The organism is Pseudomonas sp. BGA-UO-ETr-WB11 (assembly GCF_059567785.1).
On the sequence record NZ_JCAQOS010000008.1, the window covers coordinates 458,628 to 477,084 of the forward strand.

Sequence of the window (18,457 nt, forward strand, 5' to 3'; positions counted from 1 at the left end):
AATCCGGGAGCTAGTTGCAGTCAGACAATTGTCCCCGGATGGCATCCGGGCTACGCATTCACTCATGCCCGCTCTCCAGCCAGTGCAATGGCGCGCTGGCGCTGTAGTTGAGCTGCAGTTGCTGCAACGCGCGGTGCCAGTCGCCCAGGCGCGCACTGTCCAGGGTCTCGCCGGCCGGCGGTGGCAGCAGCCAGATGCGCGTGCTGGCGGCGCTGCGGGCCAGTTCGGCGAGCAGCGCCAGGGTGCCGCGGTCGGGCGAGCGGCGAGGGTCGCAGGCAATCGCCAGGCGCGTCGGCGGGGTGTGGCTGAGCCGCTCTAGCAGTTGCTGGCGCTGCTCGCGGCTGTCGAGTACACCGCCATCGGCCACGCCGTTGGGCAGGCTGGGCGGCCAGGGGCGCTGAGGGTCCAGCTCAATCGCCACCAGCAGGGCACCGCTGCTGCTGTGCACCCGGCTGGTGGCGGCGTTTTGTTCCGGCAGCGGTGGGGCCAGGTCGTGGATGCCCAAGCGTTCGCTGTCCGGCTGCAGATCGTGGCGCAGCACCTGGTAGGCCGGCAGCGTCAGGTCTAGGCGTAAGCGGCCCAGGCCATGGCGCCAGGCGCCGAAGCAGAGCAGGGCGAGCAGCAGACGCGGCAACAGGCCGAACACCACAAACACCCCAAGCAGCCAGCCGGCCCAGGCCTGGCGAGCGCTTTCTTGCGTCAGGGCGAGGTCGCCGCTGGCACGGATCAGGGCGCTGTCGGGCTGACTGAAGCCAAGCAGGGCCGGCAGGGCGCCGAGGCTCTGGGTCAGGCTGACGAACGCATCGCTGCCGAGCAGGGTAGTCTCCCAGACAAAGCCATAGCGGCGGGTGCTGAGCAGGGCCAGCAGCATCAGCAGGGCGGCGCTCAGGGTCAGCAGCCACAAGCCGTGACTGAGCAGGCCCAGGCCCCAGCGGTTTAGCTGATGAGGCTGCAGCAGGTTGGGCAGGGCTGCGGCCAGATGGCCGGCGCGGGCATCGGCGGCGCCACGCAGGCTCAGCCAGCGCCAGGCATGGGCCAGGGTCGTGGAGCCCTGATGGGCAAAGGCCCAGCTGAGTAACCAGCCGGCGAGCAGCAGCCAATTGAGGCCCAGCAGGCTGCCCAGGGCCCAGAACAGATTGACCGGGCGCTGGCCGTCGCCCAAGGCCGCTAAGGCCAGGCCGGCACCGCTGAGCAGGGCCAGCAGGCTCAGTACGAGCAGCGCCAGGCGGGCGCCGTGACGGTAATGCTGCAAGGCGTCGAGCAGGCCATCACGGCGCGCCAGCCACAGGGCGCGGGTCTGAATACGTTGGGCGAGGTCACCGCCAGCCGCGCGAGCGTGGCGGTTGGCTTCGCGGTCATCCAGGCGCTGGCCCTGGGCTTCGCGCAGGCGGATGGCCTCGCAGAGCCAGAGGTTTTCGAGTGGGCTGGGGGCGGATATGGCGCTGGGGGAATCGCTCACGCGCGGGCTCATGGTCGGGAATCGTCGACAGAGGATAACCGCTGCACGTGCGTTGCCGGTACAGGCCTGTACAGCGCGACTGTACACAAAGCCGCGGCGGGCTAGTCTAGTCAGTGTTGATGCGGTCGCGCGGCTCGCGCCAACAGGCGCCATGACTAGAATAACAATGCCGCTCAAACCGAGATCCGCTATGCAGCTCCCCAGCCTCGAATGGGTCAATCAGGATTCTGTCTACCTGCGACAATTGCGCAACGGCTTTGCCTGGCTGCGCTTTAGCGACGAGCTGGAGCCAGCATTCGCTAACTACCATGCCCAGGCTCACCTGTTACGCATGCGCGGCGGCCTGCTGGTGGCCATTGTCATGTGGCTGTTGTTCACCGTATTCGATCTGCTGATGCTGCCTGAGGCGTTTCGCCTGCAGAGCGTGGCGGTGCGCTGCGCGTTGTACCCGGTGCTGCTATTCAACTTATGGGCGACGTTCCGGCGCCGCTGGGTACTGCGTTTGCAGTGGATCGCCGGGGCTACCGCGCTGGCCGGCGGCCTGGCTGTGGATGGGGTGATCTGGGTGGCGCGCGCCCATGATTTTGCCCTGCCCTATGAAGGCATCATCCTGATGACGGTGTTTTTCTACTTCCTCACCGGCCTGCGCTTTGTCACGGCGAGCATTTGTGGCTGGCTGACGTTTGCCGGTTACCTGGCGGTGGAGTTGCTCAACGACCTGCCCGCGCAGGTGCTGCTGCCCAACGCGATTTTTCTCGGCTCGGCCAACCTGATCGGCGCCTTCGGTTGTTATTTTCTCGAATATTCGTCGCGGCAAACCTTTCTTGCCGAGGGCCTGATGCAGGACATTGCCGAGCGCGACTTTCTCACCGGTCTGCTCAATCGTCGTGCGTTCAGCGAGCGTGCCAGCCGCAGCTGGCGTCAGGCGATGCGCAGCCAGCAGTCGGTGGCGGTGCTGATGCTGGATGTCGACCACTTCAAACCCTACAACGACCACTATGGCCATGCCGCCGGCGATCTGGCCTTGCAGGCCGTGGCTCGCACCCTCGGCCAGCATGCTCAGCGCCCACTGGACATGCTGGCGCGCTATGGCGGCGAGGAATTTGTTGGCCTCTGGGTGGGCGCCAGTCAGGCGGCGATGTTGGAACTGGCCGAGCGAATTCGCGCCGATGTCGAGGCGTTGGCGTTGCCCCATGCGCAGGCGGGCGGGGCCCAGGTGGTGACCCTGAGCATCGGCCTCGCCTACTGGCCAAGCCCCCAGCCCAATGGCCTGGAAGAGGCCCAGCGGTTGGCGGACGAGGCGCTGTACGCAGCCAAGGCCGAGGGCCGCAACCGTGTGGTGGGCAGACTTCTGAACCTATGAAGTGGCAGCAGTCCCCAGGGTGTTTTGCCGCGGCCATCACGTTATTATCGCGGGCATGAATACGACCCTACCCCTCTGTCTGATTGCTGCCGTTGCGGATAACGCTGTGATTGGCTGCAACAACCAATTGCCCTGGCACCTGCCGGCGGATCTCAAGCACTTCAAGGCCCGAACCCTCGGCAAGCCGATCATCATGGGGCGCAAAACCTGGGACTCGTTGGGTCGACCGCTACCGGGGCGCCTCAACCTGGTGGTCAGCCGCCAGGCGGATTTGCACCTGGACGGCGCCGAGGTGTTTGCCAGCCTGGACGCTGCGATCCTGCGTGCCGATGAGTGGGCGCGTGCCCAAGGTGTCGACGAACTGATGCTGATCGGCGGTGCTCAGCTGTATGAGCAAGCCCTGGCGCAGGCCGAGCGCCTGTACCTGACCCGCGTCGCTCTGACCCCGGCTGGCGATGCCTGGTTTCCGTCGTTCAGCGAGGCCGAGTGGCGTTTGGCCGAGGTGGAAGAACATCCTGCCGTCGAGGCGCTGCCGGCCCACGCCTATCAGTTGTGGCAGCGGCGCTAAGTAGTCGGCGCTCGCGGTAGGTTGGCGTTGAGCGCAGCGAAGCTCAACAGCTTGGGGGCGAATTGTTGGGCTTCGTCGCGTTGCGCCGCAACCCAGCCTACGGCTTAGCGCTTTTGTCGCACGTCATTTGCACAGCCATAAAAAAACCCAGCCAACGCTGGGTTTTTTTATGCGGCGGCGGATCAGTCAACCAAGCGGTCGAGCAGAGCCTTATCGCGCACGGCGCCCTTGTCGGCGCTGGTGGCCAGCAGTGCGTAAGCCTTCAGCGCGGTGGTGACTTTGCGTGGACGCTTCTCGACCGGCTTCCAGCCTTTGGCGTCTTGCTCGGTGCGGCGCGTGGCCAGCTCCTCGTCGCTGATCAACAGGTTGATCGAACGTTCGTGGATGTTGATCAGGATCTTGTCGCCTTCGCGCACCAGGCCGATGGCACCGCCGGCAGCGGCTTCCGGCGAGGCGTGGCCGATCGACAGGCCCGAGGTGCCGCCGGAGAAGCGGCCGTCGGTGAGCAGGGCACAGGCTTTGCCCAGGCCTTTGGATTTCAAGTACGACGTCGGGTAGAGCATCTCCTGCATGCCCGGACCGCCTTTCGGGCCTTCGTAGCGGATGATGACGATATCGCCGGCCTGCACTTCGTCGGCGAGGATGCCGCGCACGGCGCTGTCCTGGCTTTCGAAGATTTTTGCCGAGCCTTCGAACACGTGGATCGACTCATCCACACCGGCGGTTTTCACCACGCAGCCATCGACGGCGATGTTGCCGTACAGCACGGCCAGGCCGCCTTCTTGCGAATAGGCGTGCTCGACGCTGCGGATACAGCCGTTCTCGCGGTCGTCATCGACGGTGTCCCAGCGCGTGCTTTGGCTGAACGCGGTCTGGGTTGGGATACCGGCAGGGCCGGCACGGAAGAAGGTGTGCACGGCTTCATCGCTGGTCTGGGTGATGTCCCACTTGGCGATGGCTTCGGCCACGGTCTTGCTGTGTACGGTCGGCAGGTCAGTGTGCAGCAGGCCGCCACGGGCCAGGGAGCCGAGGATGCTGAAGATGCCACCGGCGCGGTGCACGTCTTCCATGTGGTACTTCTGGATGTTCGGCGCCACTTTGCACAGCTGCGGCACTTTGCGCGACAGGCGGTCGATGTCGCGCAGATCGAAGTCGACCTCGGCTTCTTGTGCGGCGGCCAGCAGGTGCAGGATGGTGTTGGTCGAACCGCCCATGGCAATGTCCAGGCTCATGGCGTTTTCGAACGCCTTGAAGTTGGCGATATTGCGCGGCAGCACCGACTCATCGTTCTCGCCGTAGTAGCGCTTGCACAGCTCAACTGCAGTGCGCCCGGCTTGCAGGAACAGCTGCTCGCGGTCGCTGTGGGTGGCCAGGGTCGAGCCGTTGCCGGGCAGGGCCAGGCCCAGCGCTTCCATCAGGCAGTTCATCGAGTTGGCGGTGAACATGCCGGAGCAGCTGCCGCAGGTCGGGCAGGCGCTGCGCTCGTATTCGGCGACTTTCTCATCGCTGGCATCGCTGTCGGCGGCGATCACCATGGCGTCGACCAGGTCCAGGCCGTGGCTGGCCAGCTTGGTTTTGCCGGCTTCCATCGGCCCGCCGGAGACGAAGATCACCGGGATATTCAGGCGCAGGGCGGCCATCAGCATGCCGGGAGTGATCTTGTCGCAGTTGCTGATGCAGACGATGGCGTCGGCGCAGTGGGCGTTGACCATGTACTCGACGGAGTCGGCGATGATCTCGCGGCTCGGCAGCGAATAGAGCATGCCGTCGTGGCCCATGGCGATGCCGTCATCGACGGCGATGGTGTTGAATTCCTTGGCCACGCCGCCGTGCTTTTCGATCTCGCGGGCAACCAGTTGGCCCATGTCCTTCAGGTGGACGTGGCCGGGCACGAACTGGGTGAAGGAGTTGGCGATGGCAATGATCGGCTTCTTGAAGTCCTCGTCCTTCATCCCGGTGGCACGCCACAGGGCACGGGCACCGGCCATGTTGCGGCCGTGGGTGGAGGTTTTCGAGCGATAGTCAGGCATGGCGGCGTTCTCGGAGATCAGGCGGTCACGAAAAGGTCAGGATACCCGATCTGCCGCGCGGGGCGGCAGAGCGGTGATAGTTGGACGTAGGGTGGACAACCGCGAAGCGTTGTCCACCTTCAAGCCACCTTTGGTGGAAAAGGCTGCGCCGTTTTCCACCCTACGGTTTAGCTATTGGGCAGCAAGCGGCAGGTCAGGCTCTTGATGTAGCGGGTTTCCGGGATGGCCGGGTGGACCGGGTGGTCCGGGCCCTGGCCGCCGCGTTCGAGCAGCTGGATGTTGCGGTCCAGGTGGCGGGCGCTGGTCAGCAGGATGTTCTGCAGGTCGTCTTCCGGCAGGTGCATGGAGCAGCTGGCGCTTATCAGGATGCCGTCCTTGTTGAGCAGGCGCATGGCTTGCTCATTCAGGCGACGGTAGGCGGCTTCGCCATTTTTCAGGTCTTTCTTGCGCTTAATAAAGGCGGGCGGGTCGGCAACGATCACGTCGAAGCGTTCTTCCGAGGCCTTGAGCTGCTTGAGGGCTTCGAATACGTCGCCTTCGACGCAGGCGACCTTGTCGGTCAGGCCGTTGAGGGCGGCGTTGCGCTCGACACCGTCAAGGGCGAAGGCCGAGGCGTCCACGCACATCACGTCGCTGGCGCCGAAGGCCGCGGCCTGCACGCCCCAGCCGCCGATGTAACTGAACAGGTCGAGCACGCGCTTGCCTTTGACATAGGGCGCCAGGCGCGCGCGGTTCATCCGGTGGTCGTAGAACCAGCCGGTCTTCTGGCCTTGCATGACCGGGGCTTCGAACTTGACGCCGTTCTCTTCCAGCGCGACCCACTCCGGCACCAGACCAAAGGCGGTTTCCACGTAGCGGCTGAGGCCTTCGGCATCACGGGCGGCGGAGTCGTTCTTGAGCAGGATGCCGCTGGGCTTGCACACCTGGATCAGGGCGGCGAGCACGTCGTCCTTGTGTTTCTCCATGGTCGCCGAGGCCAGCTGCACCACCAGAATGTCGCCGAAACGGTCGACCACCAGGCCCGGCAGCAGGTCGGAGTCGCCGTACACCAGGCGATAGCACGGCTGGTCGAACAGGCGCTCGCGCAGGCTCAGGGCCACATTGATGCGGTGCACCAGTAGGGACTTGTCCAACACGTGCTTAACGTCGCGCGACAGCAGGCGGGCGCAGATCAGGTTGTTGGGGCTGAGGGCGACCACGCCCAGGGGCTTGCCACCGGCGGCTTCGAGGATTGCCTGGTCGCCGCTGGCGAAGGCGTTCAGCGGGGTGACGGCGACATCGACTTCGTTGCTGAACACCCACAGGTGGCCGGCGCGCAGGCGACGATCGGCATTGGCTTTAAGGCGCAGGCTGGGCAGGGACATGACGTCGCTCTCTGAAAAAAGAGCGCGATTATAGCGCAGGGCAAATGCGCCCGGTGGTTACAGCTCGTTACAGCCAAAGTGTGCGTAAAGTCGCTAAACTGCACTCACTTTCCAATTGCCGATGTAGTGCTCATGGCCGTCGAACTCACCACCGAACAGATTCAGCAGGCCTTGTTGGGCATCAGTGTGCCGCCGCAGCCGCAGATCATGGTTGATCTGCAGATGGAGCAGTACATGCCGGAGCCCGACCTGGGCGCCATCGCCAAGCTGATCAGTCAGGACCCAGGGTTGTCGGGGGCATTGCTGAAAATCGTCAATTCGCCCTATTTCGGCCTGACTAATCGCATCGTCTCGATCCAGCAGGCGGTCAATCTGCTCGGCTGTAACACGGTAATCAACCTGATCAACGCCCAGTCGATCAAGGGCGAGATGAGCGACGAAACCATTGTCACCCTCAATCGCTTCTGGGACACCGCTCAGGATGTGGCCATGACCTGCCTGACCCTGGCCAAGCGCATCGGCTATCAGCCCGCCGACGAGGCCTACGCCTTGGGGTTGTTCCACAACTGCGGGATTCCACTGATGCTCAAGCGCTTCCCGGAGTACATGGGGGTGCTTGAGCTGGCCTATGCCGGCGCTACGGATGATGTGCGGGTGGTGGACGGCGAAAATGACCGCCTCAATACCAACCATGCGGTGGTGGGCTACTACGTGGCCAAGTCGTGGAACCTGCCCAAGCACCTGTGCGAGGCGATTGCCAACCACCACAACGTGCAGACCGTGTTCAGCGAAGACTCCAGCCGTAACAGCCAGCTGAAGACCCTGTTGGCGATTTTGAAAATGGCGGAAAACATCTGCGCCTGTTACCGCACCCTGGGTCAGCAGGAGCACGATTTCGAGTGGGCCGGGATTGAGAACAGCATTCTCGAATACGTCGGCTTTTCCGAGTACGACTTCCAGATCCTCAAAGAAACCATTCGCGACCTGGATATCAGTTAAGTTCCGCGCAATTGTGCGGCACCCGCTGGGGTGGGCACGTCCTGCTACGTTGCTCGCCTGCGTGTGCCCATCGGCTGGGATGCTTGTATGCCTGAATTACCTGAAGTAGAAACCACCCGCCGCGGCATTGCCCCTTATCTGCAGGGGCAGCGTGTTAGCCGGGTGATCGTGCGCGAACGGCGCTTGCGCTGGCCGATCCCCGAGAATCTGGATGTGCGTCTGTCCGGGCAACGCATCGAGAGCGTCGAGCGGCGCGCCAAGTACCTGCTAATCAACGCCGAGGTGGGCACGCTGATCAGCCACCTGGGCATGTCCGGCAGCCTGCGTCTGGTGCCGGCAGAGACCCCGGTGGCCAAGCATGAGCACGTGGATATCGTGCTCGAATCGGGCCTGGCGCTGCGCTACACCGACCCGCGGCGCTTCGGCGCACTGCTGTGGAGTGACGACCCGCTCAATCACGAATTGCTGCGCAAGTTGGGGCCGGAGCCGCTGACCGATCTGTTTGACGGCGAGCGTCTGTATCAGCTGTCCCGTGGCAAAAGTATGGCGGTCAAACCCTTCATCATGGATAACGCCGTGGTGGTCGGGGTCGGCAACATCTACGCCAGCGAATCGCTGTTCGCTGCTGGTATCGATCCGCGCCGCGCGGCGGGTTCGATCTCGCGGGCGCGCTATCTCTCGCTGGCTGACGAGATCAAACGCATCCTCGCCTATGCCATCGAGCGCGGCGGCACTACCTTACGCGATTTTGTCGGTGGCGATGGCATGCCCGGTTACTTCCAGCAGGAGCTGTTTGTTTACGGCCGTGGTGGTGAGTTCTGCAAGGCCTGTGGCAGCACCCTTCGGGAGATCAAGCTCGGTCAGCGTGCCAGCGTTTTTTGCCCGAAGTGCCAGCGCTAGCCGGCCACGAACGTCAGGGACTCGTATGCACACTGCACTCTTCAAATTGATCGGGCGTATTGCGCCGGGCCTGCACGACCTACTGCACTATCAGCGCGCCGATCTGCCCAAGGATCTCGCTGCGGGCCTGGCGGTGGCCGCGGTGGCCTTGCCGGTCGGGGCTGCCTATGCCCAGTTGGCGGGCTTTCATCCGGCGGTGGGGCTGTATTCGAGCATCCTGCCGCTGCTGGCCTATTTTCTGTTCGGTACCTCGCGGCAGCTGATCCTCGGTCCCGATGCGGCCACCTGTGCGCTGATCGCCCTCACCGTGGCGCCCATGGCCGGCGGTGATCCGCAGGTTTATATCGCCCTGTCGGCCTTGCTGGCGCTGTTTGCCGGGCTGTTCTGCATTCTCGCCTGTTTTCTCAAGCTGGGCGCTCTGGCGGACTTTCTCTCGCGGCCGATTCTGGTCGGCTTTCTCAATGGCGTGGCCGTCAGCATCGCCCTGGGTCAGTCCGGCAAGCTGTTTGGTTTCAGCATCGAGCAGCAAGGCGTGGTGCTGGTGGCCATCGAACTGATCAGCAAGTTCGGCCAGATCCACTGGCTGACGTTCGCCGTCGCTCTGCTGGCGTTTGCCGTGTTGCTGCTGGCGCCACGGCTGATCAAGCACCTGCCGGCGGCTTTGCTGGCCATGCTGGTGACCGCCGTGGCCGTTGCCGGATTCGATCTGGAAGCCCACGGCGTGGCCACCTTGGGCGTGGTGCCGGCCGGTTTGCCGACCCTCGGTTTGCCGGCGGGCTCGCTGCAATTGCTCACTGAGCATTTCAAACCCTTGCTGATGGCGGCCGCGGGGATCGCCTTGATCAGTTTCTCCAGCGCCATGCTCACGGCGCGCAGTTTTGCCGCCAAGAATCGTTACGACATCGATGTCGATCGTGAGTTTGCCGCCCTCGGTGCGGCCAATATCGCTTCGGCTCTGTCCCAGGGCTTTGCCATCTCCGGTGCCGATTCGCGCACGGCGATGAGCGATGCTTCGGGTGGGCGCACGCGCCTGACGGGCCTGTTCGCCGCGGCGGCGGTGGCGCTGGTGCTGGTGTTTCTGACCGGCCCCCTGCAGTTCGTACCGGTGGCGGCCCTGGGCGCGGTGCTGATCATGGCGGCCCTGTCGCTACTCGATCTGGGCTCGCTGCGGCGTTTCTGGGCCATCGACAAGCGCGAGTTCCTGTTGTCGATGATCGCCACTTTCGGCGTGATCTGGGTCGGCGCGCTGGAGGCCATCCTGTTTGTCGTGCTGCTTGCCGTGCTGCGCTTTGTGCAACTAACGGCGCGCCCGCGGGCCGAGGTGTTGGGCAGTATCGAGGGCATGCCGGGCTTTCATGCCCTTGACCGGCATCCCGAGGCGGCGGTCACTGCGGGCTTGGTGCTGTTTCGCTTCAACGGGCCGCTGGTATTTTTCAACGCAGGCTATTTCAAACGCGAGGCGCTGGCCGCCGCCAACCAGCAGGGTGATGATTTGCGCTGGTTTGTGCTCGATATGATCCCGCTGACCCAGCTGGATATTACCGGTATCGATGCCCTGCTGGATTTGCAGGCTGAGCTGGCCTCCCGCGGGGTTGAGCTGGTGGCTGCCGGTCGACGCAGCGAAAGCTCGCAAGGCGTGTCGCCGGTGCGCCACTATCCGACCTTGCGCAAGGCTCAGCAGGCTTATCGCAAGGCCTTTCTGGCGCCCGCAGAGCCAGGGCCAGCAGGTGGCGCTTCTGGGGCCTGAGGTTGCTGGCGGCGGCTAAACACAACAAGAACAACACAGGATCATCGATGTCTGGAAACTACCTGGCCGCCAACCCTTTTGCCGAGTGGGTGGGGCGCACTGTGCTGGGGCTGATGGGTTGGCGTATTGAGGGCCGACTGCCGGCACTCGACAAGTTCGTGGTGATTGGCGCGCACCACACCTCGAACTGGGACTTTGTGATTTTTCTCGCGGTGAAGTTTGTGCTGCGTCTGAATGCCCGCTGGTTTGGCAAGCACAGCATTTTTCGCTGGCCGTTTGCTGCGCTGTTACAGCGCTGGGGTGGCATTCCGGTGCGCCGACATTTGCGCCTGAACAGCGTCGAACAGGCGGTGCAGAGCTTTCGCGATAACCCGCAGTTTATTCTGGTGCTGTCCCCGGAGGGCACGCGCAAGAAGGTTGAACGCTGGAAGATGGGTTTCTAGCATATCGCCCTGGGTGCCGGTGTGCCGGTGGTGTTGGCGGCATTGGACTATGGTCATAAACGCGTGGTGATCGGCCCGCCGTTCTGGCCCACGGGTGATGAGCAGGCTGATCTGGCGCAGATACTGGCTTACTATTGGCCCTTCACCCCGAAAATACCGACGTATGCAATTGACAGCGATTGACGGCGTTCACGCTGACAATTATCTGAGCGCTGTTATAGTTAGCCTTACCGACACGAATAGCTGAAGGATCGCCCCATGAAACTGTTCCGCACAACCGCTGCCGCACTGGCGCTGACTACTGGTTTGCTGACCCTGCCGGCGCAGGCGGAGGAAGTGCAGACCACCAGTGGCGATCCGGCCTACGACATTCAAACCCCCAAGGCCTACGCCATGATCGGTGATCTGGTTATCGCCCGCCCACTGTTGATCGGCGCCACCGCCATCGGCGCCGTGGCCTTTGTGGTCAGCCTGCCGTTTACCGCCTTGGGTGGTAATGTGGCCGAAGCCGGTGAGGCGCTGGTGCTGGAGCCAGGCAAAGAAGCCTTTGTTCGCTGCCTGGGCTGCGACACCAGCGGCTACAAGCAGGACTGAGGTTTGCGGTAACTAAAAAAGCCGGTCACTTGACCGGCTTTTTGCTGTCTGGCTAAGGCGAAAATTGCTGCGTCTGGCCGATCCCGCGTGGGTCGCTGGCGCCTTCGACGTTACCGCTTTGCTTGTTCCACAGCAGAACCTGCTGGTTGCCGTAGGGTCGCTCGACGACTTTCAGGTGATGGCCGCGCTGTTGCAGTTGTGCCTGCTCGGCGGGGGTGAAGGTGGTGGGTTCGTGCTCGATGACGTCCGGCAGGTATTGGTGGTGGTAGCGCGGCGTGGCAACCCAGGCACTGGGCGGTTGGCCGTCGAGGTAGCTGAGCATGGCCAGCAGCACCATGCTGGGGATGCGGCTGCCGCCCGGCGTGCCGAAGGTAGCGAAGGCCTCGGGGCTGTCGATAAAGCTCGGGCTCATGCTCGACAACGGCCGTTTACCTCCCGCGATCTGGTTGGCGGCGCTGCCGCTCAGGCCGTAGGTGTTGCTGCCGTGGAGGGCAGCGGCAAAATCGTCCATCTCGTTATTCAGCACCACACCCGTGCCCGGCACGCTGAAAGCGGCGCCAAACGGCAAGTTGATCGACAGGGTGGCGGCCACTGCGTTGCCGGCGTTATCCAGCACGTTGAAATGGGTAGTGTGGTCACCTTCCCTCCATGCGGGTGCCGGCGCCAGGCTGGCGCTGGGGGTGGCACGCTGCGGGTCGATGCTGCTGGCCAGTTGCTGCAGATAACTGGGTGCGAGCAGTTGGGCGACAGGTGGGGTCACAAAGTCTGGGTCGCCTAGCAGGCCGCGGTCGCGATAGGCGCGGCGCAGGGCCTCGACCACGTAATGGCTGCGTTGCAGTTTGTCGGCGGTCTGCCAGGGCAACTGCTGGAGGATTCCCAGGCTCTGGGCCAGGGCCACGCCGCCAGCGGAGGGCGGTGGGGCGCTGATCAGCTCGCGGTTGTCCTTGAGTTTAAAGCGCAGCGCCGGGCGCTCGATCACCCGGTAGTCAGCCAGGTCGCGCAAGGTCCAGATACCGCCGGCGGCCTGTACGCCCTTGACCAGGGTGGTTGCCGTGGCGCCAGCATAGAACCCGTCGCGGCCGTCACGGGCGATACGTTCCAGCAGGCTGGCCAGCTCGGGCTGACGCAGGAGGCTGAACTCCTCGGGAATCTCACCATCGGCGAGAAACAGGCGGGCAGTTTCCGGGTCATCGCGCAACGCCGCCAACCGCCAACCGGCGCGTTGCTGGTAGACGCGATCAATCGACACACCGTCGCGGGCCAGGCGGATGGCCGGGGTCAGTGAGTCGCGCAGCGGCAGGCGGCCATAGCGTTTGGCCAATTCCACCAGCGCCGCCGGCAAACCGGGAATGGCTGCGGCCAGGGCGCCATTTAGCGACAGGTTCGGATCGGCTTGGCCGTTACGCAGGTACAGGTCGGCAGTGGCCGACAGGGGCGCGCGTTCGCGGGCGTCGAGAAAGTGATAGCTCGGCGTGTTGCTGGCCTTGCGCAGGAGGAAGAAGCCGCCACCGCCCAGACCACTGCCGTAAGGTTCGACCACCGCCAGGGCGGCGCTGACGGCCACCGCGGCGTCAAAGGCATTGCCGCCAGCCGCCAGGGTTTCCAACCCCGCCACGGTAGCGGCCGGGTGAGCGCTGGCAATCGCCGCCTGACTTGGGTGTTGATTCGCCTGCAGGGTGAGGCTGCAAAGTATGAGTAGTGCTGCGGTGGAAAGCTTTCTGAGCATTTTATTGATCGTCTGAATGCGTAGCGAGCGAAGGTCAGACAAGGCAGCGCCCGCTCCCTGCGGGCTAGCTGCATTCACCACCTCCATGTGGATCGCAAAAGCAGGCGAGGACGCGGAGTTTACGTCTGTAAATGAGCAGTCCGAGCCTGCTTTACTCGCTTCGCTCGCCCTCCGGGCCAGCCTTTGGCTGTTACTGCGCTTCGCTGCGTTTTAACGCCGTATGGCCGAGCGCAGTAGCATTCGGACGATCAATCAGGCCTTGCCGGTGAGAATCTTGTATTTCGCCATCAGCTCATCCTTGCTCTCGACGTTGTTTTCGTCGAGCGGGATGCAGTCTACGGGGCAGACCTGTTGGCATTGCGGCTCGTTGTAGTGGCCGACGCATTCGGTACACAGGTTGGGGTCGATCACATAAATCTCTTCGCCCTGCGAAATCGCGCCGTTCGGGCACTCGGGTTCGCAGACGTCGCAGTTGATGCAGTCGTCGGTGATGATCAGGGACATGGAGTAACTCCTGCCGTGGCAGTTGGCCAGGCATGCAGAAAACGATGTGTAAATTGTGCCGGATTGGCGCCCCGAGTGCACGCGGGCGCCTGGCTGGGCTGACGACTAACGCTTGAAGCGTTCGGTCAGCGCCTCGGCGACCACCGGGTGGACGAACTTGGTGATGTCGCCACCCAGGGCGGCAATTTCGCGCACCAGGGTCGAGGAGATATAGGAATATTTTTCCGACGGGGTGAGGAACAAACTTTCCACATCCGGCGCCAGTTGACGGTTCATATTGGCCAGTTGGAACTCGTATTCGAAGTCCGAGACCGCACGCAGGCCGCGCAGGAACACGTTGGTCTGCTGCTCGTGGGCGAAGTGGGCGAGCAGGGTAGAGAAGCCGACAACCTCGACGTTGGGCAGGTGCTTTGTCACTTCGCGGGCCAGTTCAACACGCTGTTCGAGGGGGAACAGGGGGTTCTTTTTCGGGCTGGCAGCCACAGCAATGATGACGGTATCGAACAGGCGCGAGGCGCGTTCGACGAGATCGCCGTGACCCTTGGTGATGGGGTCAAAGGTACCTGGGTACAACACTCGATTCATCACGACGTCCTGGGGCAGGCCGATTGGGGATTCGGATGGTAGCGCAGCAGTTCCCCAAGGCCAAGCCGTTGGGTGGACTGTGCGGAATTTGCTTCGGCTGCCGCGCGCGTCGGGTTGCCGGCAGCGGGTGGGTTATGCCGCCATGGGCTAACCCACCCTCGGTCCTCAGGCGTTTTTCAGGCGCTCGGCCAACTGGCTGGCCAGCTGCGCGGTCAGGCCGTAGATCGACAGCTGCGGGTTGGCGCCGATGCTGGTGGGGAACAGCGAGCCGTCGTGGATCGACAGGTTGCGCAGCTGATGGTGGCGACCGAGGCTGTCGGTGACCCCGAGTTTCGGGTCTTCGCTCATGCCGCAGCCGCCCATCACATGGGCGCAGCCGAGGCGCGTGCGGTAGATCTCCAGGCTCAGGTTGTCGATCAGCTCGCGGGCCTTGGCCAGGGTCGGTACATAGTCGGCATCGGCGTGCAGCGGCAGCACGGCCTTGGCGCCTGCGGCGAACTGGATCTCAGCCATGGTGTGATAGGCGCGGCGGATGCCATCCCAGGTGTAGTCGGTCATCTGGTAGTCGAGCACTGGACTGCCGTCGCCGCGCAGCTCCACTTTGCCCACCGCGCTATCGGGGTGAAAACCGTCGCGCATCAGCGCCAGCATCACGTTGGTGTGCGGTAGTTGCTCCATGCGCAGGGCGTTGTCGACGCCGAAGCGGCCCAGCAGGGTGGCGGTAATCGCCGGTTGCAGGGGCGGCACTTCGAGCTTGTAGGACATGCGCCCAGTGATGCCGTCATCCCATTGGAAGTGATCCGAGTAGATCGACTGCGGCGCGCCGTAGAAGGGGTTGATGACCTCATCGAACAGTGCAGCGGAGAAGTTCACCGTGTGCAGGAAGGTACGCTGGCCGGTGCGCTGGTGCGGGTCCGGGGCGTCGGAGCGCATCAGCAGCGCCGGGCTGTTGATACCGCCGCCCGCCAGCACGTAATGCTTGGCTTTGACTAGGATCTTGCGGCCGTTGGGCTGCACGCAGAGCTCGTCCATGCCCACGCATTCGATGCCGCTGACCTGATCGCCGGTCAGCAGCAGGCGCTGGGCGCGGGCCAGATAGAGCAGCTCGCCACCGTTATTCAGGGCGCCGGGAATGGTGGTGACCAGCATCGACTGCTTGGCATTGGTCGGACAACCCATGCCGCAGTAGCCGAGGTTCCAGCAGCCACGGACGTTGCGCGGAATGACTTTCCAGTGCAGGCCGAGTTTTTCGCAGCCGCGGCGGATCACGTCGTTGTTGGCGTTTGGGGGCAGGGCCCAAGGCGCGACGCCAAGGCGTTCTTCCATGCGTGCGAACCAGGGTGCCATCTCGTCGACGCCGTGGCCCTTGACCCCGTATTCGTCGGCCCAGTGCTGCAGGGTGCCGTCGGGGGTGCGAAAGCTCGAGGTCCAGTTCACCAGCGTGGTGCCGCCTACTGCGCGGCCCTGCATGATGGTGATGGCGCCGTCCTTGCTCATCCGCCCCATGCCTTCCTGATACAGCGAGCCGTAGGCCTCGGGCTCCTGCATCTTGAAGTCGCTGCTGGTTTTCAGCGGGCCTTCCTCGATCAGCAGCACCTTGAAACCGGCCTGGCTGAGGATTTCCGCGGTGGTGCCGCCACCGGCACCGCTGCCGATGATGGCCACGTCGGCTTCCAGGGTCAGGTCCTGTTCCAGGCGTGAGCCGTTGTAGGTTTTCCAGCCGCTGGCAAGGCCGGCGGCGAACAGATCGGGTACGGGCATGGTTCTGGCTCTTGTTTTATTCGCGCTGACGATAATTTTGAGACCGTGTGAGCTAGAGCCAGGCTAGGCGAATGCACGCGAGGACGCGGAGTTTACGAGGTGTAAATCAGCAGTACTCGCTTCGCTCGCCCTTACGGGCCGCCCTTTGGGCGTTCGGTGACAAGTCACCGTCCGAGCGGGCATTCAACAACGCCTGGCTGACGCGCAGCCGGTCGTTATACGGTGGGTGGGCCGGGGTAGCCGCAGTGGGCCCAAGAATCGGACTGGCCATACCACGCCAGCATCACCAGTTGCAGCAATGACGAGTGACCCATTTTCAGCAGGCCAATGGCGCTGTTCTGCCAACGCTGCAGAAAGGCGCTGACCTCTGCGGCGCTGGCATTTTCCCAGCTGCCCCAGACGCCGGTCAGCGGGCCGCGGGTGATGCCCATGGCCAGCACGTCGAACAGCTGCACGGTGAGCTTGAGCATCTCTGGGCTGAAGCGCGTGAGGCTGAAGTCGATGCCAGCGATGGTTTTCTCCACGGCCGCCGGCATGGCCTCTGCTTTCACTGCCCCGGCCAGCACCACCGGGATCAGCGCGCGCAGAAATGGCAGATCACTGCTGCGCAAGGTGGCCAGGCCGCTGGCTGGCACGCTGGCAGAGCAGCCACTGAGGCTGGCGGTGACGCCTGCGGTGGCCAGAAACGCCGAGCCAAACAGGCCGACCTTGAGCAGGCCGCGGCGCGACAGGCCCGCGCCGGGTAGGGTGGTGTCAGTCATAGAGAGTTCTCGCCAAGGCCGATTAACGGATAAACAGTTTGTAGACCAGCTTCTGAATGGCCTTGCCGTAGGGCGGGTAGATCATCCGGGCGGCGTTGAAGCGCTGTTTGATAAAGGTGCCCTTGGCGTGACTGAAGGTCTTGAAGCCTTCGTGGCCGTGGTAATGGCCCATGCCGGAGGGGCCGACGCCACCAAATGGCATGTCGTCCTGAGCCACGTGCAGCATGGTGTCGTTCAGGCACACGCCGCCGGAGTGGGTTTGCTCCAGCACGCGCTGTTGCTCGGCCTTGTTGTAGCCAAAGTAGTAAAGGGCCAACGGGCGCGGACGCTGGTTGATGTAGGCAAAAGCCTGTTCCAGGGTGTCGTAGGGCACTATCGGCAGCAGCGGGCCGAAAATCTCGTCCTGCATGATGGTCATGTCGTCGTTCACATCCAGCAGCACGGCCTGCGGCAAGCGGCGACCCTGCGCTTCTGGGTAAAGGTTGATGACCTTGGCGCCCTTACTCTCGGCATCGCTGAGCAGGCCTTTGAGGCGCTGCAGCTGACGCTCGTTGATGATCGCGGTGTAGTCGGGGTTGTCCTGCAGTTTTGGATAGAAGCGGGTGACGGCCTCGCGGTACGCCGCGACAAAGCCTTCAACGCGGTTGCGCGGCACCAGCACGTAATCCGGGGCGACGCAGGTTTGCCCGGCATTCAGGGTCTTGCCGAAAGCGATGCGCTCAGCCGCGTCGCTTAATGGCACCTCTGCGGAGACGATCACCGGCGATTTACCGCCCAGTTCCAGGGTCACCGGGGTGAGGTTTTCCGCGGCAGCGCGCATCACATGCTTGCCGATGCTGGTGGCGCCGGTGAACAGCAGATGGTCGAAAGCCAGCTTGGAGAAGGCCACGCCGACTTCAGCTTCGCCCAGGGCGACGCACACCAGGTCCTCGGGGAAAATCTTGCCCAGCAGGTCTTTGACCAGTTGCGAGGTGGCCGGGGTCGACTCACTCATCTTGATCATCACCCGGTTGCCAGCGGACAGGGCGCCGACCAGCGGGCCCATGGCCAGGAACAGCGGGTAGTTCCACGGCACGATCACGCCGACCACGCCCAGCGGCTGGTAAATCACCTTGGCGCTGGCGGGCTGAAACGCCATGCCGACGCTGCGCCGTGACGGCTTCATCCACTTTTTGATGTGGCTGCAGGCGTAATGAATGCCATGCAGGCTGGGCATGATTTCCGCCAGTAGGGTTTCATCGGCCGAGCGATTGCTGAAGTCCTGGTTGATGGCTTTGATCAAGGCATCTTGGTTGCTGGCGAGCATCTGGCTGAGGGACTTGAGCCACTGGATGCGCTGCTCGGCAGACGGCATTGGGTTGGCACTAAAAGCATCGCGCTGGCGGGTAAACAGCTGTTGCAGCTGATCAATCTGCTGCTGCGATTGTTGCAGGTGCTGCTGCAAGTGGGCGTTATCGGCAACCATGGGATATTCCTTGGCGAGGCGGAAGGAGTGACGCGCTGTGGCTGGATTTTTAGAGTAATTGCTCTATTCTGTCAAATAGCATGGCGTGCTAAGGGCATGCTGGGTAGCAAACGAAAAGTTAGTGGCACGCCTTTCGACGTCGCAAATGATGCGCCGCGATTGCGCAACAACGGGCAATTGGCCGATCC

Annotated in this window: 15 protein-coding genes and 1 pseudogene; 7 read left to right on the top strand and 9 right to left on the bottom strand. The window is 63.4% G+C overall.

Annotation, left to right across the window (positions count from 1 at the left end; translation table 11 throughout):
• Positions 1 to 58 precede the first annotated feature (58 nt).
• Positions 59 to 1,438 (bottom strand): DUF2868 domain-containing protein, encoded by a 1,380-nt coding sequence (locus AC56DI_RS15890; RefSeq protein WP_496347534.1) that lies wholly within the window; start codon positions 1,436 to 1,438, stop codon positions 59 to 61.
• A gap of 211 nt (positions 1,439 to 1,649) precedes the next feature.
• On the opposite strand from AC56DI_RS15890, the gene AC56DI_RS15895 reads away from it, so the two are divergent.
• Together AC56DI_RS15895 and AC56DI_RS15900 are read left to right on the top strand one after the other, a co-directional pair.
• Positions 1,650 to 2,822 carry a GGDEF domain-containing protein gene (locus tag AC56DI_RS15895; protein ID WP_496347014.1) on the top strand — a complete coding sequence of 391 codons (1,173 nt, stop codon included), beginning with the start codon at positions 1,650 to 1,652 and terminating at the stop codon, positions 2,820 to 2,822.
• A 55-nt stretch (positions 2,823 to 2,877) separates the two neighbouring features.
• Entirely contained in the window at positions 2,878 to 3,390 is a 513-nt protein-coding gene (locus AC56DI_RS15900; RefSeq protein WP_496347015.1) for a dihydrofolate reductase, read from the top strand.
• Between the two features lie 182 nt (positions 3,391 to 3,572).
• On the opposite strand, the gene ilvD is transcribed toward AC56DI_RS15900, so the two are convergent.
• Entirely contained in the window at positions 3,573 to 5,420 is a 1,848-nt protein-coding gene (ilvD, locus tag AC56DI_RS15905) for a dihydroxy-acid dehydratase (RefSeq protein ID WP_496347016.1), read from the bottom strand.
• A gap of 167 nt (positions 5,421 to 5,587) precedes the next feature.
• Positions 5,588 to 6,784 (bottom strand): class I SAM-dependent rRNA methyltransferase, encoded by a 1,197-nt coding sequence (locus AC56DI_RS15910; protein WP_496347017.1) that lies wholly within the window; start codon positions 6,782 to 6,784, stop codon positions 5,588 to 5,590.
• 132 nt (positions 6,785 to 6,916) lie between these two features.
• On the opposite strand from AC56DI_RS15910, the gene AC56DI_RS15915 reads away from it, so the two are divergent.
• From AC56DI_RS15915 to AC56DI_RS15935, 5 genes and pseudogenes are all read left to right on the top strand, one after another.
• The gene (locus AC56DI_RS15915; RefSeq protein ID WP_496347018.1) at positions 6,917 to 7,783 is read left to right on the top strand and encodes an HDOD domain-containing protein; all 867 of its coding nucleotides are present in this window, start codon (positions 6,917 to 6,919) and stop codon (positions 7,781 to 7,783) included.
• Between the two features lie 87 nt (positions 7,784 to 7,870).
• Complete coding sequence (gene mutM / locus AC56DI_RS15920; protein ID WP_496347019.1) at positions 7,871 to 8,683, top strand: bifunctional DNA-formamidopyrimidine glycosylase/DNA-(apurinic or apyrimidinic site) lyase; 813 nt, start codon at positions 7,871 to 7,873, stop codon at positions 8,681 to 8,683.
• Positions 8,684 to 8,708: 25 nt separating this feature from the next.
• Positions 8,709 to 10,430, top strand: coding sequence for a SulP family inorganic anion transporter (locus tag AC56DI_RS15925; protein ID WP_496347020.1), 1,722 nt, complete (start codon positions 8,709 to 8,711; stop codon positions 10,428 to 10,430).
• 47 nt (positions 10,431 to 10,477) lie between these two features.
• Positions 10,478 to 11,056, top strand: a pseudogene (locus AC56DI_RS15930) (lysophospholipid acyltransferase family protein).
• Between the two features lie 75 nt (positions 11,057 to 11,131).
• Complete coding sequence (locus AC56DI_RS15935) at positions 11,132 to 11,467, top strand: multidrug transporter (protein WP_496347021.1); 336 nt, start codon at positions 11,132 to 11,134, stop codon at positions 11,465 to 11,467.
• A 52-nt stretch (positions 11,468 to 11,519) separates the two neighbouring features.
• On the opposite strand, the gene ggt is transcribed toward AC56DI_RS15935, so the two are convergent.
• The 6 genes from ggt to AC56DI_RS15965 form a co-directional block, all read right to left on the bottom strand.
• Positions 11,520 to 13,193 carry a gamma-glutamyltransferase gene (gene ggt, locus AC56DI_RS15940; protein ID WP_496347022.1) on the bottom strand — a complete coding sequence of 558 codons (1,674 nt, stop codon included), beginning with the start codon at positions 13,191 to 13,193 and terminating at the stop codon, positions 11,520 to 11,522.
• Positions 13,194 to 13,445: 252 nt separating this feature from the next.
• Positions 13,446 to 13,697 (bottom strand): YfhL family 4Fe-4S dicluster ferredoxin, encoded by a 252-nt coding sequence (locus AC56DI_RS15945; RefSeq protein WP_324518884.1) that lies wholly within the window; start codon positions 13,695 to 13,697, stop codon positions 13,446 to 13,448.
• Between the two features lie 105 nt (positions 13,698 to 13,802).
• Positions 13,803 to 14,282 (bottom strand): pantetheine-phosphate adenylyltransferase, encoded by a 480-nt coding sequence (coaD, locus tag AC56DI_RS15950; protein ID WP_324518882.1) that lies wholly within the window; start codon positions 14,280 to 14,282, stop codon positions 13,803 to 13,805.
• Positions 14,283 to 14,447: 165 nt separating this feature from the next.
• Positions 14,448 to 16,043 (bottom strand): GMC family oxidoreductase, encoded by a 1,596-nt coding sequence (locus tag AC56DI_RS15955; RefSeq protein ID WP_496347023.1) that lies wholly within the window; start codon positions 16,041 to 16,043, stop codon positions 14,448 to 14,450.
• A 215-nt stretch (positions 16,044 to 16,258) separates the two neighbouring features.
• On the bottom strand, positions 16,259 to 16,804 hold the full coding sequence (locus AC56DI_RS15960; RefSeq protein WP_496347024.1) for a twin-arginine translocation pathway signal protein: 546 nt from the start codon (positions 16,802 to 16,804) through the stop codon (positions 16,259 to 16,261).
• 22 nt (positions 16,805 to 16,826) lie between these two features.
• On the bottom strand, positions 16,827 to 18,269 hold the full coding sequence (locus AC56DI_RS15965; RefSeq protein ID WP_324518876.1) for a coniferyl aldehyde dehydrogenase: 1,443 nt from the start codon (positions 18,267 to 18,269) through the stop codon (positions 16,827 to 16,829).
• Positions 18,270 to 18,457: the final 188 nt, after the last annotated feature.